Raw genomic sequence first — 18,215 nt, forward strand, 5'->3', positions numbered from 1 at the left:
CTAATGATGTTTTGCTGTTTATTGATGTTTTTCGATGATTCCTTTGAGAGCTTCTTTGGAGTTCAAACCAACCACTTTATCAACCGGTTGACCGTCTTTGAAGAAGATCAATGTTGGAATACTCATTACGCCGAAACGGGAAGCAGATTCAGGATTCTCATCCACATTCACTTTAGCAATTTTTACGGAATCGCCAACTTCAGTGGACAGCTCTTCCAGGATTGGAGCGAGCATTTTGCAAGGACCACACCAAGGCGCCCAGAAATCAACCAGAACCGTTCCTTCTCCTTCGACTTCCGTGTTAAAGGATTGATCGGATACGTTAACAATAGCCATGAAATTGTCCTCCTTATATATACTTACGGTTTTATTTTAACCTGTAACGTCGTGAACGACACTTCCAGTATAACACATGTGCGTTAAACTTGTGAAATGAACAGACCAATGTTCATCTTCCCAACATGAAATCTTCACAATTACAGGTGAAGCAGGCCATCTGCTAAATCTTTACAAACGCTTTCTTTTCCAAGTATACTAAAATTACTCCGGATTGCAGACCTGCTTGCAGGCCAAGCTGTCAATCCTCAAAGGAGGCAAAACGATGGACGCTAATATTCGGATGACCGACCCGCGTGAACATGTGAACGAGGAGCCGCGCAACGACTTCTTCGATCTGATTATGGGCGTTGTCGGCATGGGCGGCCTGATGACTGTCATCTTCTTTGGAATGGTTATTTTCAAATTCCTGACCGAGTAGAATGTGCAGTTCAGCATTCAGGCTGCCGAGACCAGAGAAGCCCGGTTTTCGCATATTGCGAAAGCCAGGCTTCTTTTGGTGAATTTCAAATGGAAAAATACGCTCTAACGCTTGCCGCGCTGATTCTCGCCCCGCACCTGAATAACGTCCACAAACGGGCGAATTCGATCCATCAGACGCTGCCCTTTGTTCGTTTCCTCACCATCCCGGTTGGTAAAACTCAGATGTTTCTCAAGCCCTTCCAGGTTGTAGTTCGAAGTATAAAACGTTGGTTTCCGATTCATCCTGTAGTTAAGAATGGAACCCATCACATGATCCCGGACCCAAGGGTTCAGGTTCTCTGCACCGATATCGTCAAAGATGAGCAGATCACAGCTTTTGAGAATGTCCGTGGTTTCCTTCAGCTTCTGTCCTTCACTAATCATGGACTTCAAATCTTCCACAAAATCAGGCATATAAATAATGACACCTGTATGCCCCGCAACGGCGAGTTCATGCAGCAGATAACACATCAGAAATGTTTTGCCTGTTCCGAATGAACCTTCCAGATACAAGCCCTGCGTGGAGAGCCCATTAGCTTTGGTCTCGCTGATATAACGCAGCACCCGGTTCACCGCTGGCGCACGCATGCGATCTTTACCCATAATTTCCACATCATTATATCCGGCACTGAGGGCGCGCTCGTCCACATAGAAACTGCGGATCCGCTGCTTGATAATATGCTCGTTCTGCCTGGCGATCTGCTTGGAGCAGGGTGCTTTAATATCTATAATTTCGGGTTTACCGTTGAAGTTCTCTACTTCCAGTTTGCAAAAATGACCCTGAAAATCGTTGGGACAGTTGTCGAGTCCCGGACAATTCGCGCAGTTCTTCGAATCTTTGGCGTACTGAAACAGCTTGCTCAGATCGGGCATTAGCTGTGCATCTTTCAGTTCGGGATGACCTGCACGGAACTCGCGCACATAAGGGTCCTCCAATAAATCCGCCATAATTCGCCGCGACTGCTCACGAAAGGAAGGGTTCAGCTGCTGAAGCAGTCCTCCCAAGGATTCCATGGCTTCAAGCCCCCTTTTTAAAGTATCAATATCTATGAATAACAGGACATATCTACAGCCTCATGCTCAATCATTCGTACAGTTCATTCTATAGAAAAGCGGGCAATAACTCAACTGATACATTTGGAAAAAACATTCCGAGGATCACACAGGTACCGTCTTAACCTGCATATTCGGGATAGTTATGTCTGGAGCAGCCGAATAAGTAACATCTGGAGCTTAAAGATGTCGTAAATTTCATCGGTGGAACAAAACCGGTAGAAATCCTATTCATGATTTGTGCATACTGCTGCTTCTCCTTTTCCAACTGAATCAAATACGATGCCTTGTCACTTTCTGTCCAGTCCTCACTGCATACCTCTGCTTGTTCTTCTTGAATATCCTCTTGTTTGGAATTAATACATGCTTCTGCGATTTTGAGCGCATCTTCCACTGCATTCGTCTGCACTAATGCGTAAATATATCGGCACACCCAGTCCGGTGTCTTATAATAGGTGTTCCATGATTTCTCATACCAGCGAACTGCTTCAGCAAAACACTGCAGCTCCAAGTACAGTTCTGCAGCATGCACTTCTCCAACAAAATCTTCATCCTGTTCTGAAAAAGCATCCAGTTTATGTTTGGCTTCATTGCTTTTTCCCAGCCTGATCAAACAGTAGATATGGCTGTACATTGCATAATCGGAAGGCGATGCACTTTTCAGGAACAAATCCGCGGCTTCGCTCCATTCTCCCAGATGGTATTTGGCAGCAGCCAGGTTGTTGTATGCTTCCCTGGAAGGCTCAATGGCGATGGAGTCTGCCAAAACAGCCGAAGCCTCTTCCCACCTCTCCTTCTGAACCAACATTTCACCTAACAGGCTGTAAGGAAAATGAGAGGTTGGATGAAGTTCCACGGCTTCCTTAGCCAAATTCAGAGCCCCTTCTATATCTCCCTCTTCATGATAGTACACCCAGGCCAGATTGTTTAAAGACTGCACGTCCCTGGATTCGTTCAGCGCTTCCTGGAACAGAGCCAAAGCTGCATCATACTCGTTATGTTCAAGACATTCAATTGCTTTTCGATTCGTACTGGTACTCAACGGAGTCCTCCTTCCCTGCATAAGGTGTGCACGGTTTGATTCCTTCCCTTTGGAAAAAAAGCGAGTCACCTCTCGCCAGGGACCCGCTTGATTATGCACTATAACGTTTATTTTTGCTTGCTGGCCTGCATCTGCTGGGCAAACCGCATCATTTCTTCAAACTCTTCTTCGGATACAGCATCCCCGTCATGGCTTATGTCTTGTACAATCGGAATTTCGGGTTTGGCCTTGGTTCCTTTGCCGTATGTACGGGTACGGGTTCCGGCCGCGCCAGCAGCCTGCTTGCCTTTTACCTTCGCCTGATCACGAATATACTGCACGGCCTTCTCGTACGTATTCACCTGCTTCAACAGCATATTGGAAGCGATCGCTTCCACAAAGTTACGATTAATTCGCTGCTCGCCGCCCGATACAAGCAGCGCCATCAGATAATGGATCAGTACATTGATCACTTCACCAGGCAGTTTGTAGCTCAGATCGATTTTTTCAAAAATATCAACCAGGTTGTCCGGTACGGCGCCTGGGAAAAACGTCTGCAGCAGCCGTGTATACGGTTCATTACGAAGCATCATATTGTATTGATGAATATCACATTTGGTTGCAAACTGCGGCGGTACCTCAACATAATATTCCATCTGTACAACATGCTCCACCGGCGGCTCACTGGAATCTGTATCTGGCGGCTCCTCCATATGCTGGCGAAGAGCAACAACTTTGGCAGCTTGTACCGTCTGCTGTTCCTGTCGTTTCTTCGTCTGCCGGAACTGCATGCTTGCCTTGTGCTGCAGCTCATCCAAAAGCAGCTGCCCTTGTGGTCCAAACACCCCATCCTCATCCAGCAGCCGGCATACATCCTGCACACTAAGACTAAACTTGTTCACCACATAATTGACGATCCCGAACTGCTCATGATCAAAGCGCAGCTGCTCCACATAACGACGGTTCACCGACTCACGCGGGAATCGTAAAATAATGTCGGCATAATTGAGTGTGTTCTCCTCGGCTGTATCATTCGTACCCGTTCGCTGCGCCGAGGTAGACACTTCGGATAAAGCCTGTTCCAATTCATAATCAATGACATGGGTGTTAAGCTCAAATATATCGTAAAAGGGAACTGAAATATTTTCTTTATTTGCTGCGGCATAAGGCGCGTCCCCGTTCTCCACAGCCGAAAAACCGGCTCGCAGGGACAGCACTGCGAATTTGCCAATTTTGTCTCGAAGAAGCAGTGTCAAATGCTGTGTGCGGAAAAACTCTGCCGGAGAGAGCGGCGGCTGCAGCTCATACTCGTAGATGTAATCATCATTTTCCGGAGTATAGACCCGTGATGTCTGAAGAAGACCTACGGCCTCCAGCTTGGATGCCTGTTCAACCAAATATTTACGGCCCTTCTCACTGGGCTCCAGCCCCAATGTCATAAACAGTCTCCGCTGCTGTTCCAGAGGGGAATAACCGACCTGTTCCCCGGGGAGATGCTGAAATAACAGCCGATACAAGCCAACCGCAAAAGCACCTACCATAGGCTGATAAGCCCCTGTAAGCATGCGGTCATCCAGGGCGCTTAGTCCAAACTCCCTGTATACGCAGTAGCGATGATGTTCCGTATAATGATGCAAATTCTTCATGCGCATAGCCTGATCTCCTTCTTCCCCAAAGGTTGTTTTTCTATTCTATCATAAATGCCTGATCCTCAAATGCTCAAAAACAGGTAAAAAACGAACCCGTTCTCACTCCGTTTCGTCCTAGGTCGACATCGTTCACGTTTTCGCAAAATTGGGCGAATTTTCTAATGACCAGCTCGAAAGAGCTGCTAGAATACTATAAAAGCTGTGCTGCGAGATTACAAGCGAAAATATAGTCCATTCAATCAATTTATGCATATGAGAAAAGGCGTACAAACATTCCCCTGAAATGTTCATCACAGCAAAAAAAGCCCTCCCTTTGCACGCGTAAGCGTTTGCGTCAAAGATAAGACTTTTTTAAATTTCAGTGCGGCATATGCCTTCACTTTCCAGCCATTAGAACATCCGATATCCGCCCAGACGCAGCTTCTGAATCGCCCAGCCGCTGATGACTGCTCCCGCGAGACCCGCTGCACCCGTCATGTAATCGACCAGTTGGAATGATCCCAGATGTGACATGAGCGTAGAAGATTGATCCCATAAGGAGTATACGACCACAGGCAGAATTACGATGATGAACAAATAGGAAGGAAACCAGGTGGTCTTCATAAGCATATTCAAAATGAAACCGATACCAAACATCATAACAAAAAATAATACCATTAGTACGAGCACAGGTATGAACTGCATCGGCTGACACTCACCTCTTCTTTCACACTTTCGGTTTTCCCTCTTGATAGTAGTAAGTTTACCGCAAAAAATGTGGCGAAGCAACGAACTTTCTGGACAAATCTGCCGATGTTCACCAGAAGATCATTTGCCCTTCGGCTTCTTGATGGGATACAATATACGATAAAGCATTAAACCGTCCCTTTACCGGGATTTGTAAATATAACCTGCAGGAGGAACAAAATCCATGAACGAAGCCGCATCAACCCTGGAGGGCTGGTATGCCCTGCATGATTTCCGCTCAATGAACTGGACCGCCTGGAAAGCAGCCGATGATGAAGAACGCGCTGTTGCCCTGGACGAGCTTCAAGAATTTTGGAATGAATGGAAAAACGTAGAGGAAGCTTCTCAAGGCAGCACGGTTGTTTATACGGTGGTGGGCCAGAAAGCAGACTTTGTCATGATGCACCTGCGTGAAACGCTTGAAGATCTGAAAGCTGTAGAGAACGCCTTCAATAAAACGACTTTTGCCCAATACACAACCAAAGCATATTCTTATGTCAGCGTCGTTGAACTGAGCAACTACCTTGGCAAAGAGGGCGAAGATCCGATGCAAAATCCGGACATTGTTGCCCGCCTGAAACCAGTGCTCCCGCAGCGTCAATATATCTGTTTCTACCCGATGAACAAAAAGCGTGAGCTGAACGATAACTGGTATATGCTGTCTATGGACGAGCGCCGTACAATGATGCGCAGTCACGGGATGATCGGCCGCAGTTATGCAGGAAAAGTAAAACAGATCATTACCGGCTCTGTCGGTTTTGATGATTGGGAATGGGGCGTTACCCTGTTCGCAGACGATGCACTTCAATTCAAAAAGCTTGTATATGAAATGCGTTTTGATGAAGTAAGTGCACGCTATGGCGAATTTGGCTCCTTCTATGTCGGAAGCTTGCTAAATGAAAGCACGCTGGAAGAGATGCTGAAACTGTAATTTATTTTTATACATGGCATGGATCGCCCAGCCTGCCTCCTATATCAAGCAGGCTGGATGATTTTTTTATTTCAGTACAGCATAACAAAAGCACCGTGGATATCCTTTAAAGGATTATTCCGCGGTGCTTTTTCTATATCTATTACGTACTTCAAGCATGATTTGGGTGTATATAAGGTGAACTAATTGTTTACACAAAAAACGGAGAAGGCAGAAAAACCCGGAAAAGCGAAGCGGTCGCTTAAAAGCTTTCTGTAAGAAAGCTGCATCGGAAGCATACGCTTATCACCGAATTTTCCCCTTTGACAAAAAGGAATCCAAAAAATCTGGGGATAACAGCGATTGAAAGGTTATTCTGTCATCGGAGTGCTCTGTGTAAACTCAATCTTGTTTAACTTATATGAGATCTTAATCCTGCTCCTCTTCATCAACCGCTTTCAGTGATTCGAGAAATTCGGCTGTTGCGCGATCACGGTCGCGGCTCTTTTCCTTCAACCGCTCAATCGCTGGTAGAATGAGAATGTCCACTTCTTTTTGAACGATGTAGGCGAGGTCATACTGATTCTGTTCCTCCAAATAACCGCCGACCTGCATCAAACCGTTGTAGCGATCCAATTCCTCACGGGTTAACAGACCGCGAACCTGCACACTGCAATGTCTCATCCAAAGAACCGTCCTTTCCTCAGGACCAGCGGAATGCCACCGATAATGAACAAGTAACGCAGATCCACCAGCTTTTTCAGCTGTGCTGCCTTCCAGCCCTTGTACTTTTTATCGCCAACGACGGCAATGGCTTCCCCTTTCCCCAATGAGGCTACCGTACCTTTGCTGGTAAACTCAAAAGGCTGCGGTTGTTTGCTGCGGATGGCGGCGACAATATTTTTGGCGCAATTCACACCCTGCTGCATCGCAATTTGTGCTGTCGGCGGGTAAGGTCTTCCTTCCTTGTTAAATACAAGAGAATTGTCACCGATTACATACACATGCTCATGCCCCGGCGCACGCAAATATTCATCCACCTTCACACGTCCGCGCATTACTTCAAGACCGGCCTGTTCCAGCAGCGAATTGCCCCGGATGCCTCCCGTCCATACCACGGTGGCAGCTTCGATCTTCTCGCCTTCCCCGACAATAACGCCATCGGGAAGACACTGTTTGATCGGAACACCAATTTTGAATGTCACGCCCTTTTTCTTCAGCACGTTCATCGCATGATCCACAAGTTCCGGATCAAATCCCGGCAGCGCAGAAGGTGCCGCTTCAACATTATAAATATGTACATGCTTCGGATCAACGTCGAATTCTCTGCACAGCTGCGGGATACGATCTGCAAGTTCAGCGACAAATTCAACGCCGCTGAAGCCTGCACCGCCAACAACGAATCGAATACGGTTTCGTTTATTATCGTTTTTGTACATCGCGAATTGATATTCAATGTGTTCACGAATCAGCCTTACGGAGTTGATGCTGCGAATGGTCATCGCATGTTCAAGCATACCGGGTATACCAAAGGTCTCAGGCTCCCCGCCCAGACCAATAATCAAGTAATCGTAGGACAGTGTTCCATCCTCCAGAATGACTTTACGGTCCTGAAGACGAATCTCTTTCACAGACGATTTCACCAGATCAATCTTGAACTCGTCGATCAGCTTGGATATAGAAACTCTGGCGTGTTCTATTTTATCCGTGCCTGCTGCCGGCATATGTAGATGGGTTGTAATATAATGATAATCATGCCGGTTCACCAGTGTGACGTCGGCTTCGTTATAGTTCAGTTCCTTCTGCAGCCGCTGGGCTGTCAGAATGCCGCCATATCCCGCTCCGAGAATGACGATTTTGGGAATGCTGCTCATATCTGTACTCCTTCCGGTTTCGCTCGCATTCTTCCTTCAGCAGGTGGAATGCAAAATGCTCTTACTTACAAGTATTGCTGAGGTCTTATCCATTATGACGAGAAATGTAAACTTCATGAATGGTTTTGAATTTCTATACGCAAATCATCGATTTTAGTTGTGAAATTAACCACAAGTTTCCACAAAACGCGAAGGTTGTATCGACCTGACGTCATCACTCTAATATTGACAAAAAAAGCACATAGTACAGGTCAAGGATATCTGGATTTGTCGCAAAGATCAAGGTTTTTTTTGTTATTTTTCATAACCTTTCATTTCCAATTTCATCCTATTCTCACCAGAACTTCATCAATTATTAACGAATTAGTGATCCAGCTAACTTTGCAACCCAGATTACACCGTTTATAATAGGAAGGACAGTTTGGAACCACAGCAGATGATGTGATGTAATTTGCAAAATAAGTTACTCGTCTCTACCTATTAAAATAAGAAAGGTGTTGTTGATTGTTGACTTCACAGACTACCGGTCATGAAATGACCGATTTACTTATTATCGGCGGCGGTCCTGCGGGCCTCTTCGCTGCATTTTACGGAGGTATGCGTCAGGCATCCGTAACACTCGTTGAAAGTATGCCTCAGCTTGGCGGACAGCTGGCTGCCCTCTACCCGGAAAAATACATCTACGATGTAGCCGGTTTTCCTAAAGTTACAGCTCAGGAGCTGGTCAATAACCTGATCGAACAGATGAGCCACTTCAACCCGAACATCCGCCTGGAAGAAAAAGTAGTATCGGTGGAGAAACAAGATGAACAGCATTTCATCGTAAAGACAGATGAGAATGAATATCATGCCAAAGCCGTAATTATTACGGCTGGTGTTGGTGCCTTTGAACCTCGCCGCCTTGAACTCGAAGGTGCAGCGAAGTTTGAGAAGACCAACCTGCATTACTTCATCAGTGATTTAAACGCTTTTGCCGGTAAAAAAGTTTTGATTAGCGGCGGTGGAGATTCCGCTGTAGACTGGGCACTTATGCTGGAACCCATTGCCGAGCAGGTGACTCTGATTCATCGCCGGGACAAGTTCCGTGCACATGAGCACAGTGTGGAAAACCTCATGAATTCCAAAGTTAATGTCGTAACACCGACTGAAATTACGGAACTTCACGGGGATGATACCATCACCAAGGTCACTCTCGCTCATGTTAAGACCAAAGAAACTCAAGAAATTGAAGTGGATGATGTCATTGTTAACTTCGGTTTCGTATCCTCCCTTGGTCCAATCGCCGAATGGGGAATCGAAATCGACAGCAATTCCATTGTCGTGGACTCCCGCATGGAAACCTCCATCCCTGGCATCTTTGCTGCCGGCGATATAACAACGTATCCAGGCAAGCTGAAACTGATTGCCGTTGGGTTCGGTGAAGCTCCAACCGCAGTGAACAATGCGAAAGTATACTTCGATCCAGATGCCAAGTTGTCTCCTGGACACAGCAGTAACATGAAACGCTGATATATAGATAATCACATAATTGGGCACAAAAAAGGGTATCTTACTCCTGAGCATTCACATAATCAGGAGGGATACCCTTGTCTTATATATGCCCGCTGTGTAACGGTCTGGTTGTACCGGAGCAGGCTTGTCCCCACTGCCTTCAGGGACTGTCAGAATGCGGCAAATTGGACGACTACACCGGACCATACAGCCCCTACGAGCTTCAGGCTTCCTCTGACATGGCAGACGAAACCGAGAACGTTTGCAATCACTTGATGTATTGTCACCATTGTCAGACAAGCATGCTGCTGCCTATTTCATTATGGGAACCGTCCGGAAACCTGTAACATTGCCTGCAATGAGGATCTCTAGTGAAGAATGGCAGATACGTCGGTACCCAGTTTGCGCTTATGGATTTCTGCCAAAAGCAGCGCGATGAAATCTCGTTCGAGATCCAGTTCGATCGCTTTATGGTAGGAATCCAACAACATCTCATCGGATAACATAGCCATTTCCCGCCACAACCTTTCCTTTTTTTTCCTCAAAACCATCATATCAGAGATCCGCAAAGAGAACAAGCGTTCTTGTTATCCACAACATTGTGTGGAAATCCTGTGTATAGTTTGTTGATAATTGGAAAAAACATAGAATATATAACAGTGGATAATGTGGACATTATTTATACACAGGACATATAAGCACCCTATCGAACTATGAATAAACAAAATTTTAGAACTATTTTCATATTTTCCAGCGTTTCTCGGATTGTATTACCCAAAAGTGAAAATTTTCAAACGCTTTCCATGCAATTTCTCTTGTATATACTATCGGTTTTTCCTGCAGTTTCTTTAGTCTTTCCATCCATTTTCATTGAGGTCTGGTATTCACTTCCAAAATCCATATTCTGCCGGAGTGATCGAGTCCATAATCAAATCCCAGCTGCCCCACGCCCGGGAACTGGCTTTCCATGATATGTGTACAGGTCAGCGTCAGCGAACGCATCTCCTGACGTTTATACCGATTCGCGATGTGAGGCAGCGATAAGGCAAGTGCTTTTTTGCCGGACAGCATCGTTCCTCCCTTGCTCAGATTCGTTACACACAGACCCGGGCGGGCAAGTCTTCCAACTAAAGAACGAAATACCCAGCCCTGCTCTGTCTTAACTACTTTGACTCTGTAATCCACAGGTCTTCCATGAATGGTCGCCAGATGAATCCCTTGTTGAATCATATATCTTCGTCTGGCCTTTACTCTTACTAGAGAACGATACATCTGCCCAAAACTTGCGAATGAACGGCTGACCTTCATATGTGTATACCTATAAGCCCCACCGCTTGCAGATACTCTGATTACGCCATATCCTCCGCCGCCCACAATTGGTTTAATATATACCATTCCGTAACGCTGCAGCATGTGCTTCAGATTAACAGCATTAAATGCCTTGGTCTGTGGAATATGCGCAGCGGCTGCCGGATATCTCATTAATGCGGCCGTCTTCCGCCATTTACTTGCTAACTGTCTCGACATAGGTTGATCTCCTTTCACAAATAAATAGTCCTTCCTTATACATACTCAACCCATGAACGATTCTCTTGGATGATTGTCCAAGGCGGAGGCCCCTTTTCCGTGGAACCTGTCCCGTTTAGTGAAGAGAAGTCCGGGACAGCAGCCGGTTTGCTTTTCAAACGATTCAATCTGTCGTATGCTACTAAAGAATGACTTGTATTGGCTAAAAATGAGGATCTAAGGAGCGTTCAGAAGACATGGAAGCATTTTTCAAATCACTTTATGGCGTAGCCTATTTTGCAATGTCGGTTGTACTGGTCGCGGTCACGGTACTTCTTTTCGTCATCGGTATTCGTCTGTTTATCAAAAAACGTAATCGCGGCTTTGCGCTGAGCTGTATTATATTCGCCTGTTTCATCGTCTTTATCATCGTTGTTATGCTGACAACCCCCTTCTCTGCCACGCCTCCAGGCTCACCGGAAGCTCTGGCTGTCCTGTACCATTACGGATAACTTAACACCTCTGTAGAAGGGAGATATTTATGACACGGAATAAAACACTTGGAATTATTGATATTGGCTCGAACTCCATTCGCCTGGTAATCTATGAGGTTGATGAAGAGGGTGCCTACCGCATTATTCATGAAGACAAATATGCTGCCCGGCTTAGCGGGGTTGTAGAAGCGGATGGCACCATTCAGCGGCCGTCTTTAACGACAGCCATCACTGTCCTGCGGCAGTTCAAAGCTGCCTGTGAGGCCTATCAAACCGAAGTGATTCGGGCTGCAGCAACGGCAGCTATACGTAATGCGGTCAATGCGGAGCAGATTATTGCTTGGCTGGAGAGCGAGACCGGACTTACGATCGAATGTGTCTCTGGGGACCGGGAAGCTTATTACGGATTTTTGGGTGTGATTCAATCCATTGATTTGGCGGATGGTTTTGTGGTGGATATCGGGGGCGGCAGTACGGAAATTACGTTATTCCGCAATCGAGAAAGGCTGCACAGTGTATCTTTGCCCATCGGCGCTGTGAATTCACATGCCCGCTATGGGTGCGAAGATCAATGGACTGAAGCCAGTGAACAAGCACTTTGCAGTGAAGTCATCGAATCGCTGCAGGGACAGGACTGGATGCGAGAGCATCCCGGTCTGCCGCTGATCGGACTGGGTGGTACGATGCGTACACTTGCAAAGGTGGAACAAAAACGGACGCAGTACTCGCTGCCAGTGACACACCATTATGAAATTGGAGAGGAAGCGATGGAACACATCGCTCGCTCCCTCCCCTACCTGACTTCGACTCAACGCAAAAAGGTGCCTGGACTTGCCAAGGATCGGGCTGACATTATCGTGCCCGGCGTACTGATTCTGCGCACCGTCTTCCGCATCATCCAGGGAGACCGTTATGTTGTGAGCGGAGCAGGACTTCGTGATGGGTTGCTAAGGGATTATTTGGCTTCCGGCCAGCCTGCTGCACCGGACGCACTGAAGGACAGCATTCGCAACTTCCTTCATTACGGACCACCTATCCCACAGAAACGTCTGAACCGGATTCACCAGGATGCGGTTGCGCTGTATACTGCTTTACAGGAGGCTGCACCCGATCCATCTGATGAGCGGATCCTCTACGCCTCCTCCATGCTGCACATGGCCGGCAAACAGATTAACTATTTTCGATATACACAGCATTCGGCATACTGGATTATGAACGCAAGCATCTACGGTCTATCCCATAGGGAGACGATCCTTAGTGCCATAGCAGCCGATTATCATCCAAAGAAAAGAACACCTCAACTGCTGCATAAACATGAGGATATTCTAAAAGATTCGGACGTACAGCATGCCCACCGTATCGGGTCGCTGCTTCGTGCAGCTGAAGCGATCAACCGCGCGGAGAGCATCGCCGCCATTCACGCACACAAAGAAAAAGACTCGCTGCAGGTCACATTAACCTGTACAGACGAGCCTTTACTAGAACTAAACGGCTTGGAAGATGCCGTCAAAGATTTACAGGAAGCCTGGGGAGTTACGTTAAAACACTCCATTCAGCAGGTTTCCAAGGGATAATTCCCATAGCCTCCGTCTGACTTCTCAGCGGGGGCTTTTCATTTTTTACAAATATATAATTACCGTTAGGCATAAGCTGTCTGGCCTTCACATTGTCGTTCAAAGACAGATTCAGAATATCCACCAGCATCTTCTTCAGGGAAGGATCAAATACAGGGCACATCAGTTCAATACGGCGGTTCAAGTTCCGAGACATCCAGTCAGCACTGGAAATGAAGACGTCCGGATTGCCCCCGTTTTCAAAATAGAATAACCGTGAATGCTCAAGGAAACGGTCTACGATGCTGATGACCCGAATATTCTCGCTGAGTCCTTCTACGCCAGGGCGCAGGCAGCATACCCCGCGGACAATCAGATCAATCTGCACCCCTGCTTGAGAAGCAGCATATAGCTGATCAATCATATCCTGATGAGATAAGGAGTTGATTTTGGCAATAATTCGGGAACGTCTGCCTTGAAGCGCATGCTCCGTTTCACGCTGAATCAGCGCAAACAGTTCATCCTTCATGCCATCCGGCGCAACCCGGAATGCCTGCAGTGCCTTCGGACCCGAATAACCGGTAATCTCGTTAAACAGTTCAGACGCGTCCTCACCGATGATCGGGTTAGAGGTGAACAGGCCCACATCCGTATACACTTTGGCAGTGCTCTCATTGTAGTTGCCCGTGCCCACGTGAACGTAACGCCGCAGCCCCTGCTGCTCCCGACGTACAACCAGAATAATCTTCGCATGTGTTTTCAGACCGACCAGACCATAGACAACATGACATCCTGCTTTTTCCAGCTTGCGGGCCCATGCAATGTTGCGTTCTTCGTCAAATCTGGCTTTTAACTCTACAACGACGGTAACCTGCTTACCACTCTCTGCGGCCAAAGCAAGCGCAGGAATGAGACGTGAGTCACCATTCACCCGATACAGCGTCATCTTGATGGCCAGAACTTGCGGATCTTCTGAAGCTTCCAGAATAAAGTCCGTCACGGGTTCAAAGGATTCATATGGATGATGAACCAGTACATCTCGTCTGCGCAGCAGCTCAAAATGGCTCTCTCTTGGCAGGAACTCAGGCGGGTACACTGGCTGTACTGGACTATACTTCAAATGGGAAAAACCTTCGAGGCTGTCCACAAATCCAGCCAGGAAGCTTAGGTCAAGCGGTCCGTCAATCTCAAAGACCGGGTCCTGAATTTCAAATTCATCCTGAAGCTCCTGCAGGGCGTCACTCCGGAAATCTTTGCACACTTCGAGCCTGACGGGCGCTCCGCGGCGTCTGCGCCGCAGTTCTTTTTCTATCGCCTCAAGCAGGTCTTCCGCTTCCTCTTCATTAATAGAGAGATCGGCGTTGCGGGTTACTCTGAACTCCTGCACAGCCAGTGACACATATCCGCTGAACAAGGTATGGATATGATGTTTAATCAGGTCTTCAATCAAAATGAACGTTTTCTTTTTGCTGTTGGCCCGCAGTGGAACCTTCACAATACGAGGAAGATTGGAGGGCACCTGCACGATGGCCATGAACGGCTCGCCATCCTGCTCATCTTCTTTTTGCAGCATAACAGATAGATATACCGACTTGTTATGAACCAGCGGAAACGGCCGGCTTTGGTCAATTGCCATGGGAGTAAGCACCGGGAAAATAATGTCATGATAATATTGGTCCATTGCCCGCTGCTGTGTTACATTAAGGTCCACATACTCCTGGATGTGTACGCCTTTCTTGGCGAGAAGGCGAATGAGCTCACGATATGTTTTATACTGCTCCGTGACCATGGCCCCGGTTCGTTTAATCAATCTGCGGTACAGCCCCGAGGGCGTATAACCCGTGAAATCTTTTTGCGTGAATCCAGCCTTGATCTTCTCCTTGGTCTCTGCGAGCCTGACACTGACAAACTCATCCAGATTGCTGGCAACAATACCAAGGAACCTCATTCGCTCCAGCATAGGCGTTGTAGGGTCCTGTGCCTCCTGAAGCACGCGCCGATTAAATTCAACCCAACTTAAATCACGGTTAACATAGTTGCCTGTTTTAATATCCTTGTGCATGTATGGCCTCCGAATGTAATGCATATCAATTCTTATTTGATCTTCTACTATAATTGTACTATTCGTAATCGGCTCCAAGCGTCATCGGAATGTTAACGCAGTGTTAAATTTATGTAAATGATAACTCATGACCGCAAGTTTTTCCATCCCTTTACAAAGGCCAATAGACAAGGTAAAGTGAGATACAGTGTGATTTGACCGGCTGTCGTTATTGTCCTAAATTTACGTTATGTTAAAGGAGTATCTTATGAAATCGAATAAACCTAGAACACTGCAAAAAAATATCGAGTTTTTCACCGCTGCCCTGTCCCAATGTGTGGTTACCGCTTGGCAGGAAGATCCCGCAGGTGTATATTGTGAAGTCGGCCGCGGCATTGTTGAGAAGATTAGTGATGACAGCGTGCGGATCTGCAATGAGAACGGAACGAAGAGCCATTATGCACGGGAAACGACGATGTTTCAAACTGAAAAATAAATTTGCGTAATCATGAAAAAAGGACTAGCTTTCTTAAACAGAGTGTTGTATACTCTTGCCACAAGGAAAGGAGGTGCGTCAACATTTCTAATGTCATGTTGAACGTGTCCCTTACCCGATCCACTACTTCCAAATAAATTGGGTGTGTGGAGGCGCGGGATACGGATCAATGTTTTAAAAAGCGCCACGGGTAGAAAAGCCGTCTTCGGACGGCTTTTTGTTTTGTCTTTTAAGCTCATTCGAATGTTATGCAGGAAATGAACGAAGCAGGATTTCGGCATAGAGGTTAAGAAAACAACCAAAATATTGGAAACCGACCCTTTAGCCGTGTGATTTCCGGAGGCTATAATGAGGATGAATCTATCCCAACTTATAACCGAGGAGGCATGTTGTAATGTTCAAAAATGTAAGGGGTTTCAAAACAAGTATTCTGCTGGCTTTTGTTTTGCTGTTTACTTCTGTTCTGCTGCCAGCGGGCCAGCACGCCAGTGCTGCGCCGAGTTTTGCCAAAGGAGCTGACATCAGCTGGGTTCCCGGCATGGAAGCTCAGGGGTACAAGTGGAAAGATAAAAACGGGGTACAGCGCGACATCATTGATATTCTGAAAAAGGATTACCAGATCAACTCTGTCCGCATCCGGGTTTTCGTTAATCCATCGAATGATTACGGTAACGGTTATATGAATAAAGACCGCGCTGCCGCACTCGCACAGCGTGCCAAAAATGCGGGCATGAGTGTCATGCTGACACTTCACTACAGTGATTCCTGGGCAGATCCGGGCAAGCAAACGAAACCGGCAGCATGGAAAAACTATAGTTTCCAGCAGTTGATGGATGTTGTCTGGAGTTATACCCGTGACGTTATGACGACCATGCAGAGCAAAGGTGTCACTCCAGACTGGGTACAGATCGGCAACGAAACCAGCAACGGCATGTTGTGGGATGATGGCAAAGCTTCAGTTAACATGAAAAATTATGCATGGCTCGTAAATACAGGACATAACGCAGTAAAATCCATAAGCAGCGGTACCAAAACGATTGTACATCTGGCTGGCGGCGATGATAACGCCCTGTACGTCTGGAATATCGGCGGCTTAATCAACAATGGAGCTAACTTTGACATGATCGCCATGTCCCTCTATCCTTCCGCTTCGGGTTGGAATACAGCGGTGACCAACACTGTCAACAATGCAAAAGATATGATCAACCGTTATGGCAAAGAAATCATGATTTCCGAAATTGGTATGGACAATAATCAGCCAGCGGCAGGTAAAAGCTTTGTTGCTGCGATGAAAAATCAAATTCGCAATCTGCCAAATGGCAAAGGTAAAGGCGTGTTCTACTGGGAGCCGCAGGCCACACCAGGTTATAACAGCGGCTATGGCAAAGGAGCTTGGCAGTCCAATATGATGCCAACGGCTACCATGGAAGGGTTCATTGACTAAGCACGGGGGTTAGAAGCCTTTACGGGGGTTGGATCTGCGAGTGGACGTTCCGGGAGCGGGGTGTTCTTGCGATCGCTGGTTGTCCTCGGATTTGCTTTGATTTTCCCCTTTAATTGGGGGAAATCCGAGGGCAAACGCGAGCGCTTCGCTTCTTCAGAATCACTCCCGCCCCCTCCACTACGCGCGGCTCCCTAAGGAAGGGCTTCTAAAACGTGCTTCGGTATTTCACGGAGGCAGATAAAACATTGAGGGAGGACGCTGCGGGGGGACGTTTCGGAGGCGGGTCGTGCTTGCGATCGCTGGTTGTCCTCGGATTTGCTTTGATTTTCCCCTTTAATTGGGGGAAATCCGAGGGCAAACGCGAGCGCTTCGCTTCTTCAGAATCACTCCCGCCCCCTCCACTACGCGCTGCTCCTTAAGCAAGGGCTTCTAAAACGTGCTTCGGTATTTCACGGAGGCAGATAAAACATTGAGGGAGGACGCTGCGGGGGGACGTTCCGGGGGCGGGGTGTTCTTGCGATCGCTGGTTGTCCTCGGATTTCTTTTGATTTCCCCTTCAATTGGGGGAAATCCGAGGGCAAACGCGAGCGCTTCGCTTCTTCAGAATCACTCCCGCCCCCTCCACTACGCGCGGCTCCTTAAGCAAGGGCTTCTAAAACGTGCTTCGGTATTTCACCGGACAGTGAATACAAAATAAAAGGCGCTCTTCCTTAGGGATGGCGCCTTTTGCCGTTAAACTGCACTGCCGCACTCCCTTATGTATTGAGTACTTGGGTCACTGGTGGGAGCTTCATGGAGAAAGCTCAGGATTTAAAAGAATATCATAACAACCATAAGAGATGCAGCCAGACTGAGGAAAGCAGTGATCGCTTGAATACAGCTGAATGAAATATTTTCAATAAAAATCATATGTCTTCTTTGTACCAAATACGAAAAGACAGCTGCCGGAACAATGATTGGAAGATATTGATAGAGATCCGGACCATCTGTACTCGGTAATATGTTATGGATATACCCCATGGTTGTTTCGTTTACGATCAAGCAAGCATAGACCACACCGATAATGATGGAAAAAAGAAATGAAGATATCAACCGAACCCGATTTCCCTGCAGCACGAAACGACCACGTTTGGAATGCATCCGATCATCGCTAACCATT

19 protein-coding genes are annotated in these 18,215 nt (G+C 47.0%); 8 read left to right on the forward strand and 11 right to left on the reverse strand.

The genetic code is table 11. The annotated features are described in order from the left end of the window. Positions 1 to 18 precede the first annotated feature (18 nt). On the reverse strand, positions 19 to 336 hold the full coding sequence (gene trxA, locus MKY97_RS23600; RefSeq protein WP_090919457.1) for a thioredoxin: 318 nt from the start codon (positions 334 to 336) through the stop codon (positions 19 to 21). A gap of 265 nt (positions 337 to 601) precedes the next feature. Here trxA and MKY97_RS23605 point away from each other — a divergent pair, with 265 nt between their 5' ends. Then, positions 602 to 757: a YqzM family protein gene (locus tag MKY97_RS23605; protein WP_342552674.1), complete on the forward strand. Its 156-nt coding sequence runs from the start codon at positions 602 to 604 to the stop codon at positions 755 to 757. 104 nt (positions 758 to 861) lie between these two features. Here MKY97_RS23605 and dnaI read toward each other — a convergent pair whose 3' ends face one another. From dnaI to MKY97_RS23625, 4 genes are all read right to left on the reverse strand, one after another. Then, entirely contained in the window at positions 862 to 1,812 is a 951-nt protein-coding gene (dnaI, locus tag MKY97_RS23610; RefSeq protein WP_342552675.1) for a primosomal protein DnaI, read from the reverse strand. Positions 1,813 to 1,972: 160 nt separating this feature from the next. After that, positions 1,973 to 2,893, reverse strand: a complete 921-nt coding sequence (locus MKY97_RS23615) for a tetratricopeptide repeat protein (RefSeq protein ID WP_342552676.1) — start codon at positions 2,891 to 2,893, stop codon at positions 1,973 to 1,975. A gap of 107 nt (positions 2,894 to 3,000) precedes the next feature. Next, positions 3,001 to 4,524 (reverse strand): helicase DnaB, encoded by a 1,524-nt coding sequence (locus tag MKY97_RS23620; RefSeq protein WP_342552677.1) that lies wholly within the window; start codon positions 4,522 to 4,524, stop codon positions 3,001 to 3,003. Positions 4,525 to 4,911: 387 nt separating this feature from the next. After that, entirely contained in the window at positions 4,912 to 5,205 is a 294-nt protein-coding gene (locus MKY97_RS23625) for a YuiB family protein (RefSeq protein ID WP_342552678.1), read from the reverse strand. Between the two features lie 226 nt (positions 5,206 to 5,431). On the opposite strand from MKY97_RS23625, the gene hemQ reads away from it, so the two are divergent. Continuing rightward, positions 5,432 to 6,178: a hydrogen peroxide-dependent heme synthase gene (hemQ, locus tag MKY97_RS23630; protein ID WP_342552679.1), complete on the forward strand. Its 747-nt coding sequence runs from the start codon at positions 5,432 to 5,434 to the stop codon at positions 6,176 to 6,178. A 408-nt stretch (positions 6,179 to 6,586) separates the two neighbouring features. On the opposite strand, the gene MKY97_RS23635 is transcribed toward hemQ, so the two are convergent. Both MKY97_RS23635 and MKY97_RS23640 read right to left on the reverse strand, forming a co-directional pair. Next, a complete protein-coding gene (locus MKY97_RS23635) occupies positions 6,587 to 6,841 on the reverse strand; it encodes a hypothetical protein (protein WP_123064683.1) in 255 nt (84 codons plus the stop codon). Next, on the reverse strand, positions 6,838 to 8,031 hold the full coding sequence (locus MKY97_RS23640) for an NAD(P)/FAD-dependent oxidoreductase (protein WP_342552680.1): 1,194 nt from the start codon (positions 8,029 to 8,031) through the stop codon (positions 6,838 to 6,840). The genes MKY97_RS23635 and MKY97_RS23640 overlap by 4 nt, the downstream gene beginning before the upstream one ends. A 507-nt stretch (positions 8,032 to 8,538) precedes the next feature. On the opposite strand from MKY97_RS23640, the gene MKY97_RS23645 reads away from it, so the two are divergent. Both MKY97_RS23645 and MKY97_RS23650 read left to right on the forward strand, forming a co-directional pair. Beyond that, the gene (locus tag MKY97_RS23645; RefSeq protein WP_342552681.1) at positions 8,539 to 9,540 is read left to right on the forward strand and encodes an NAD(P)/FAD-dependent oxidoreductase; all 1,002 of its coding nucleotides are present in this window, start codon (positions 8,539 to 8,541) and stop codon (positions 9,538 to 9,540) included. A 77-nt stretch (positions 9,541 to 9,617) separates the two neighbouring features. Continuing rightward, entirely contained in the window at positions 9,618 to 9,869 is a 252-nt protein-coding gene (locus MKY97_RS23650) for a hypothetical protein (RefSeq protein WP_342552682.1), read from the forward strand. Positions 9,870 to 9,890: 21 nt separating this feature from the next. Here MKY97_RS23650 and MKY97_RS23655 read toward each other — a convergent pair whose 3' ends face one another. After that, positions 9,891 to 10,034 (reverse strand): sporulation histidine kinase inhibitor Sda, encoded by a 144-nt coding sequence (locus tag MKY97_RS23655; RefSeq protein WP_024632651.1) that lies wholly within the window; start codon positions 10,032 to 10,034, stop codon positions 9,891 to 9,893. 355 nt (positions 10,035 to 10,389) lie between these two features. After that, on the reverse strand, positions 10,390 to 11,049 hold the full coding sequence (locus MKY97_RS23660) for a YheC/YheD family protein (RefSeq protein ID WP_342552683.1): 660 nt from the start codon (positions 11,047 to 11,049) through the stop codon (positions 10,390 to 10,392). A gap of 236 nt (positions 11,050 to 11,285) precedes the next feature. On the opposite strand from MKY97_RS23660, the gene MKY97_RS23665 reads away from it, so the two are divergent. Beyond that, positions 11,286 to 11,540 carry a hypothetical protein gene (locus tag MKY97_RS23665; RefSeq protein ID WP_342552684.1) on the forward strand — a complete coding sequence of 85 codons (255 nt, stop codon included), beginning with the start codon at positions 11,286 to 11,288 and terminating at the stop codon, positions 11,538 to 11,540. 29 nt (positions 11,541 to 11,569) lie between these two features. Further along, the gene (locus tag MKY97_RS23670; protein ID WP_342552685.1) at positions 11,570 to 13,096 is read left to right on the forward strand and encodes a Ppx/GppA phosphatase family protein; all 1,527 of its coding nucleotides are present in this window, start codon (positions 11,570 to 11,572) and stop codon (positions 13,094 to 13,096) included. Here the strand turns inward: MKY97_RS23670 and ppk1 are convergent. After that, entirely contained in the window at positions 13,056 to 15,137 is a 2,082-nt protein-coding gene (ppk1, locus tag MKY97_RS23675) for a polyphosphate kinase 1 (protein ID WP_342552686.1), read from the reverse strand. The genes MKY97_RS23670 and ppk1 overlap by 41 nt on opposite strands. Before the next feature lie 247 nt (positions 15,138 to 15,384). Here ppk1 and MKY97_RS23680 point away from each other — a divergent pair, with 247 nt between their 5' ends. Then, positions 15,385 to 15,612, forward strand: a complete 228-nt coding sequence (locus tag MKY97_RS23680; protein WP_342552687.1) for a hypothetical protein — start codon at positions 15,385 to 15,387, stop codon at positions 15,610 to 15,612. A gap of 394 nt (positions 15,613 to 16,006) precedes the next feature. Next, positions 16,007 to 17,056, forward strand: a complete 1,050-nt coding sequence (locus tag MKY97_RS23685) for a glycosyl hydrolase 53 family protein (RefSeq protein WP_342552688.1) — start codon at positions 16,007 to 16,009, stop codon at positions 17,054 to 17,056. A gap of 810 nt (positions 17,057 to 17,866) precedes the next feature. On the opposite strand, the gene MKY97_RS23690 is transcribed toward MKY97_RS23685, so the two are convergent. Beyond that, entirely contained in the window at positions 17,867 to 18,214 is a 348-nt protein-coding gene (locus MKY97_RS23690) for a hypothetical protein (protein ID WP_342552689.1), read from the reverse strand. Position 18,215 lies beyond the last annotated feature (1 nt).

This window comes from Paenibacillus sp. FSL R7-0652 (assembly GCF_038595045.1).
Taxonomy (GTDB): Bacteria; Bacillota; Bacilli; order Paenibacillales; family Paenibacillaceae; genus Paenibacillus.

What these genes read in the sequence shown, in the direction of transcription:
- trxA (WP_090919457.1), bottom strand. Translation starts at nt 336, where the DNA reads ATGGCTATTGTTAACGTATCCGATCAATCCTTTAACACGGAAGTCGAA.
- MKY97_RS23605 (WP_342552674.1), top strand. Translation starts at nt 602, where the DNA reads ATGGACGCTAATATTCGGATGACCGACCCGCGTGAACATGTGAACGAG.
- dnaI (WP_342552675.1), bottom strand. Translation starts at nt 1,812, where the DNA reads ATGGAATCCTTGGGAGGACTGCTTCAGCAGCTGAACCCTTCCTTTCGT.
- MKY97_RS23620 (WP_342552677.1), bottom strand. Translation starts at nt 4,524, where the DNA reads ATGCGCATGAAGAATTTGCATCATTATACGGAACATCATCGCTACTGC.
- MKY97_RS23625 (WP_342552678.1), bottom strand. Translation starts at nt 5,205, where the DNA reads ATGCAGTTCATACCTGTGCTCGTACTAATGGTATTATTTTTTGTTATG.
- hemQ (WP_342552679.1), top strand. Translation starts at nt 5,432, where the DNA reads ATGAACGAAGCCGCATCAACCCTGGAGGGCTGGTATGCCCTGCATGAT.
- MKY97_RS23635 (WP_123064683.1), bottom strand. Translation starts at nt 6,841, where the DNA reads ATGAGACATTGCAGTGTGCAGGTTCGCGGTCTGTTAACCCGTGAGGAA.
- MKY97_RS23640 (WP_342552680.1), bottom strand. Translation starts at nt 8,031, where the DNA reads ATGAGCAGCATTCCCAAAATCGTCATTCTCGGAGCGGGATATGGCGGC.
- MKY97_RS23655 (WP_024632651.1), bottom strand. Translation starts at nt 10,034, where the DNA reads ATGGCTATGTTATCCGATGAGATGTTGTTGGATTCCTACCATAAAGCG.
- MKY97_RS23660 (WP_342552683.1), bottom strand. Translation starts at nt 11,049, where the DNA reads ATGTCGAGACAGTTAGCAAGTAAATGGCGGAAGACGGCCGCATTAATG.
- MKY97_RS23665 (WP_342552684.1), top strand. Translation starts at nt 11,286, where the DNA reads ATGGAAGCATTTTTCAAATCACTTTATGGCGTAGCCTATTTTGCAATG.
- MKY97_RS23670 (WP_342552685.1), top strand. Translation starts at nt 11,570, where the DNA reads ATGACACGGAATAAAACACTTGGAATTATTGATATTGGCTCGAACTCC.
- ppk1 (WP_342552686.1), bottom strand. Translation starts at nt 15,137, where the DNA reads ATGCACAAGGATATTAAAACAGGCAACTATGTTAACCGTGATTTAAGT.
- MKY97_RS23680 (WP_342552687.1), top strand. Translation starts at nt 15,385, where the DNA reads ATGAAATCGAATAAACCTAGAACACTGCAAAAAAATATCGAGTTTTTC.
- MKY97_RS23685 (WP_342552688.1), top strand. Translation starts at nt 16,007, where the DNA reads ATGTTCAAAAATGTAAGGGGTTTCAAAACAAGTATTCTGCTGGCTTTT.
- MKY97_RS23690 (WP_342552689.1), bottom strand. Translation starts at nt 18,214, where the DNA reads ATGGTTAGCGATGATCGGATGCATTCCAAACGTGGTCGTTTCGTGCTG.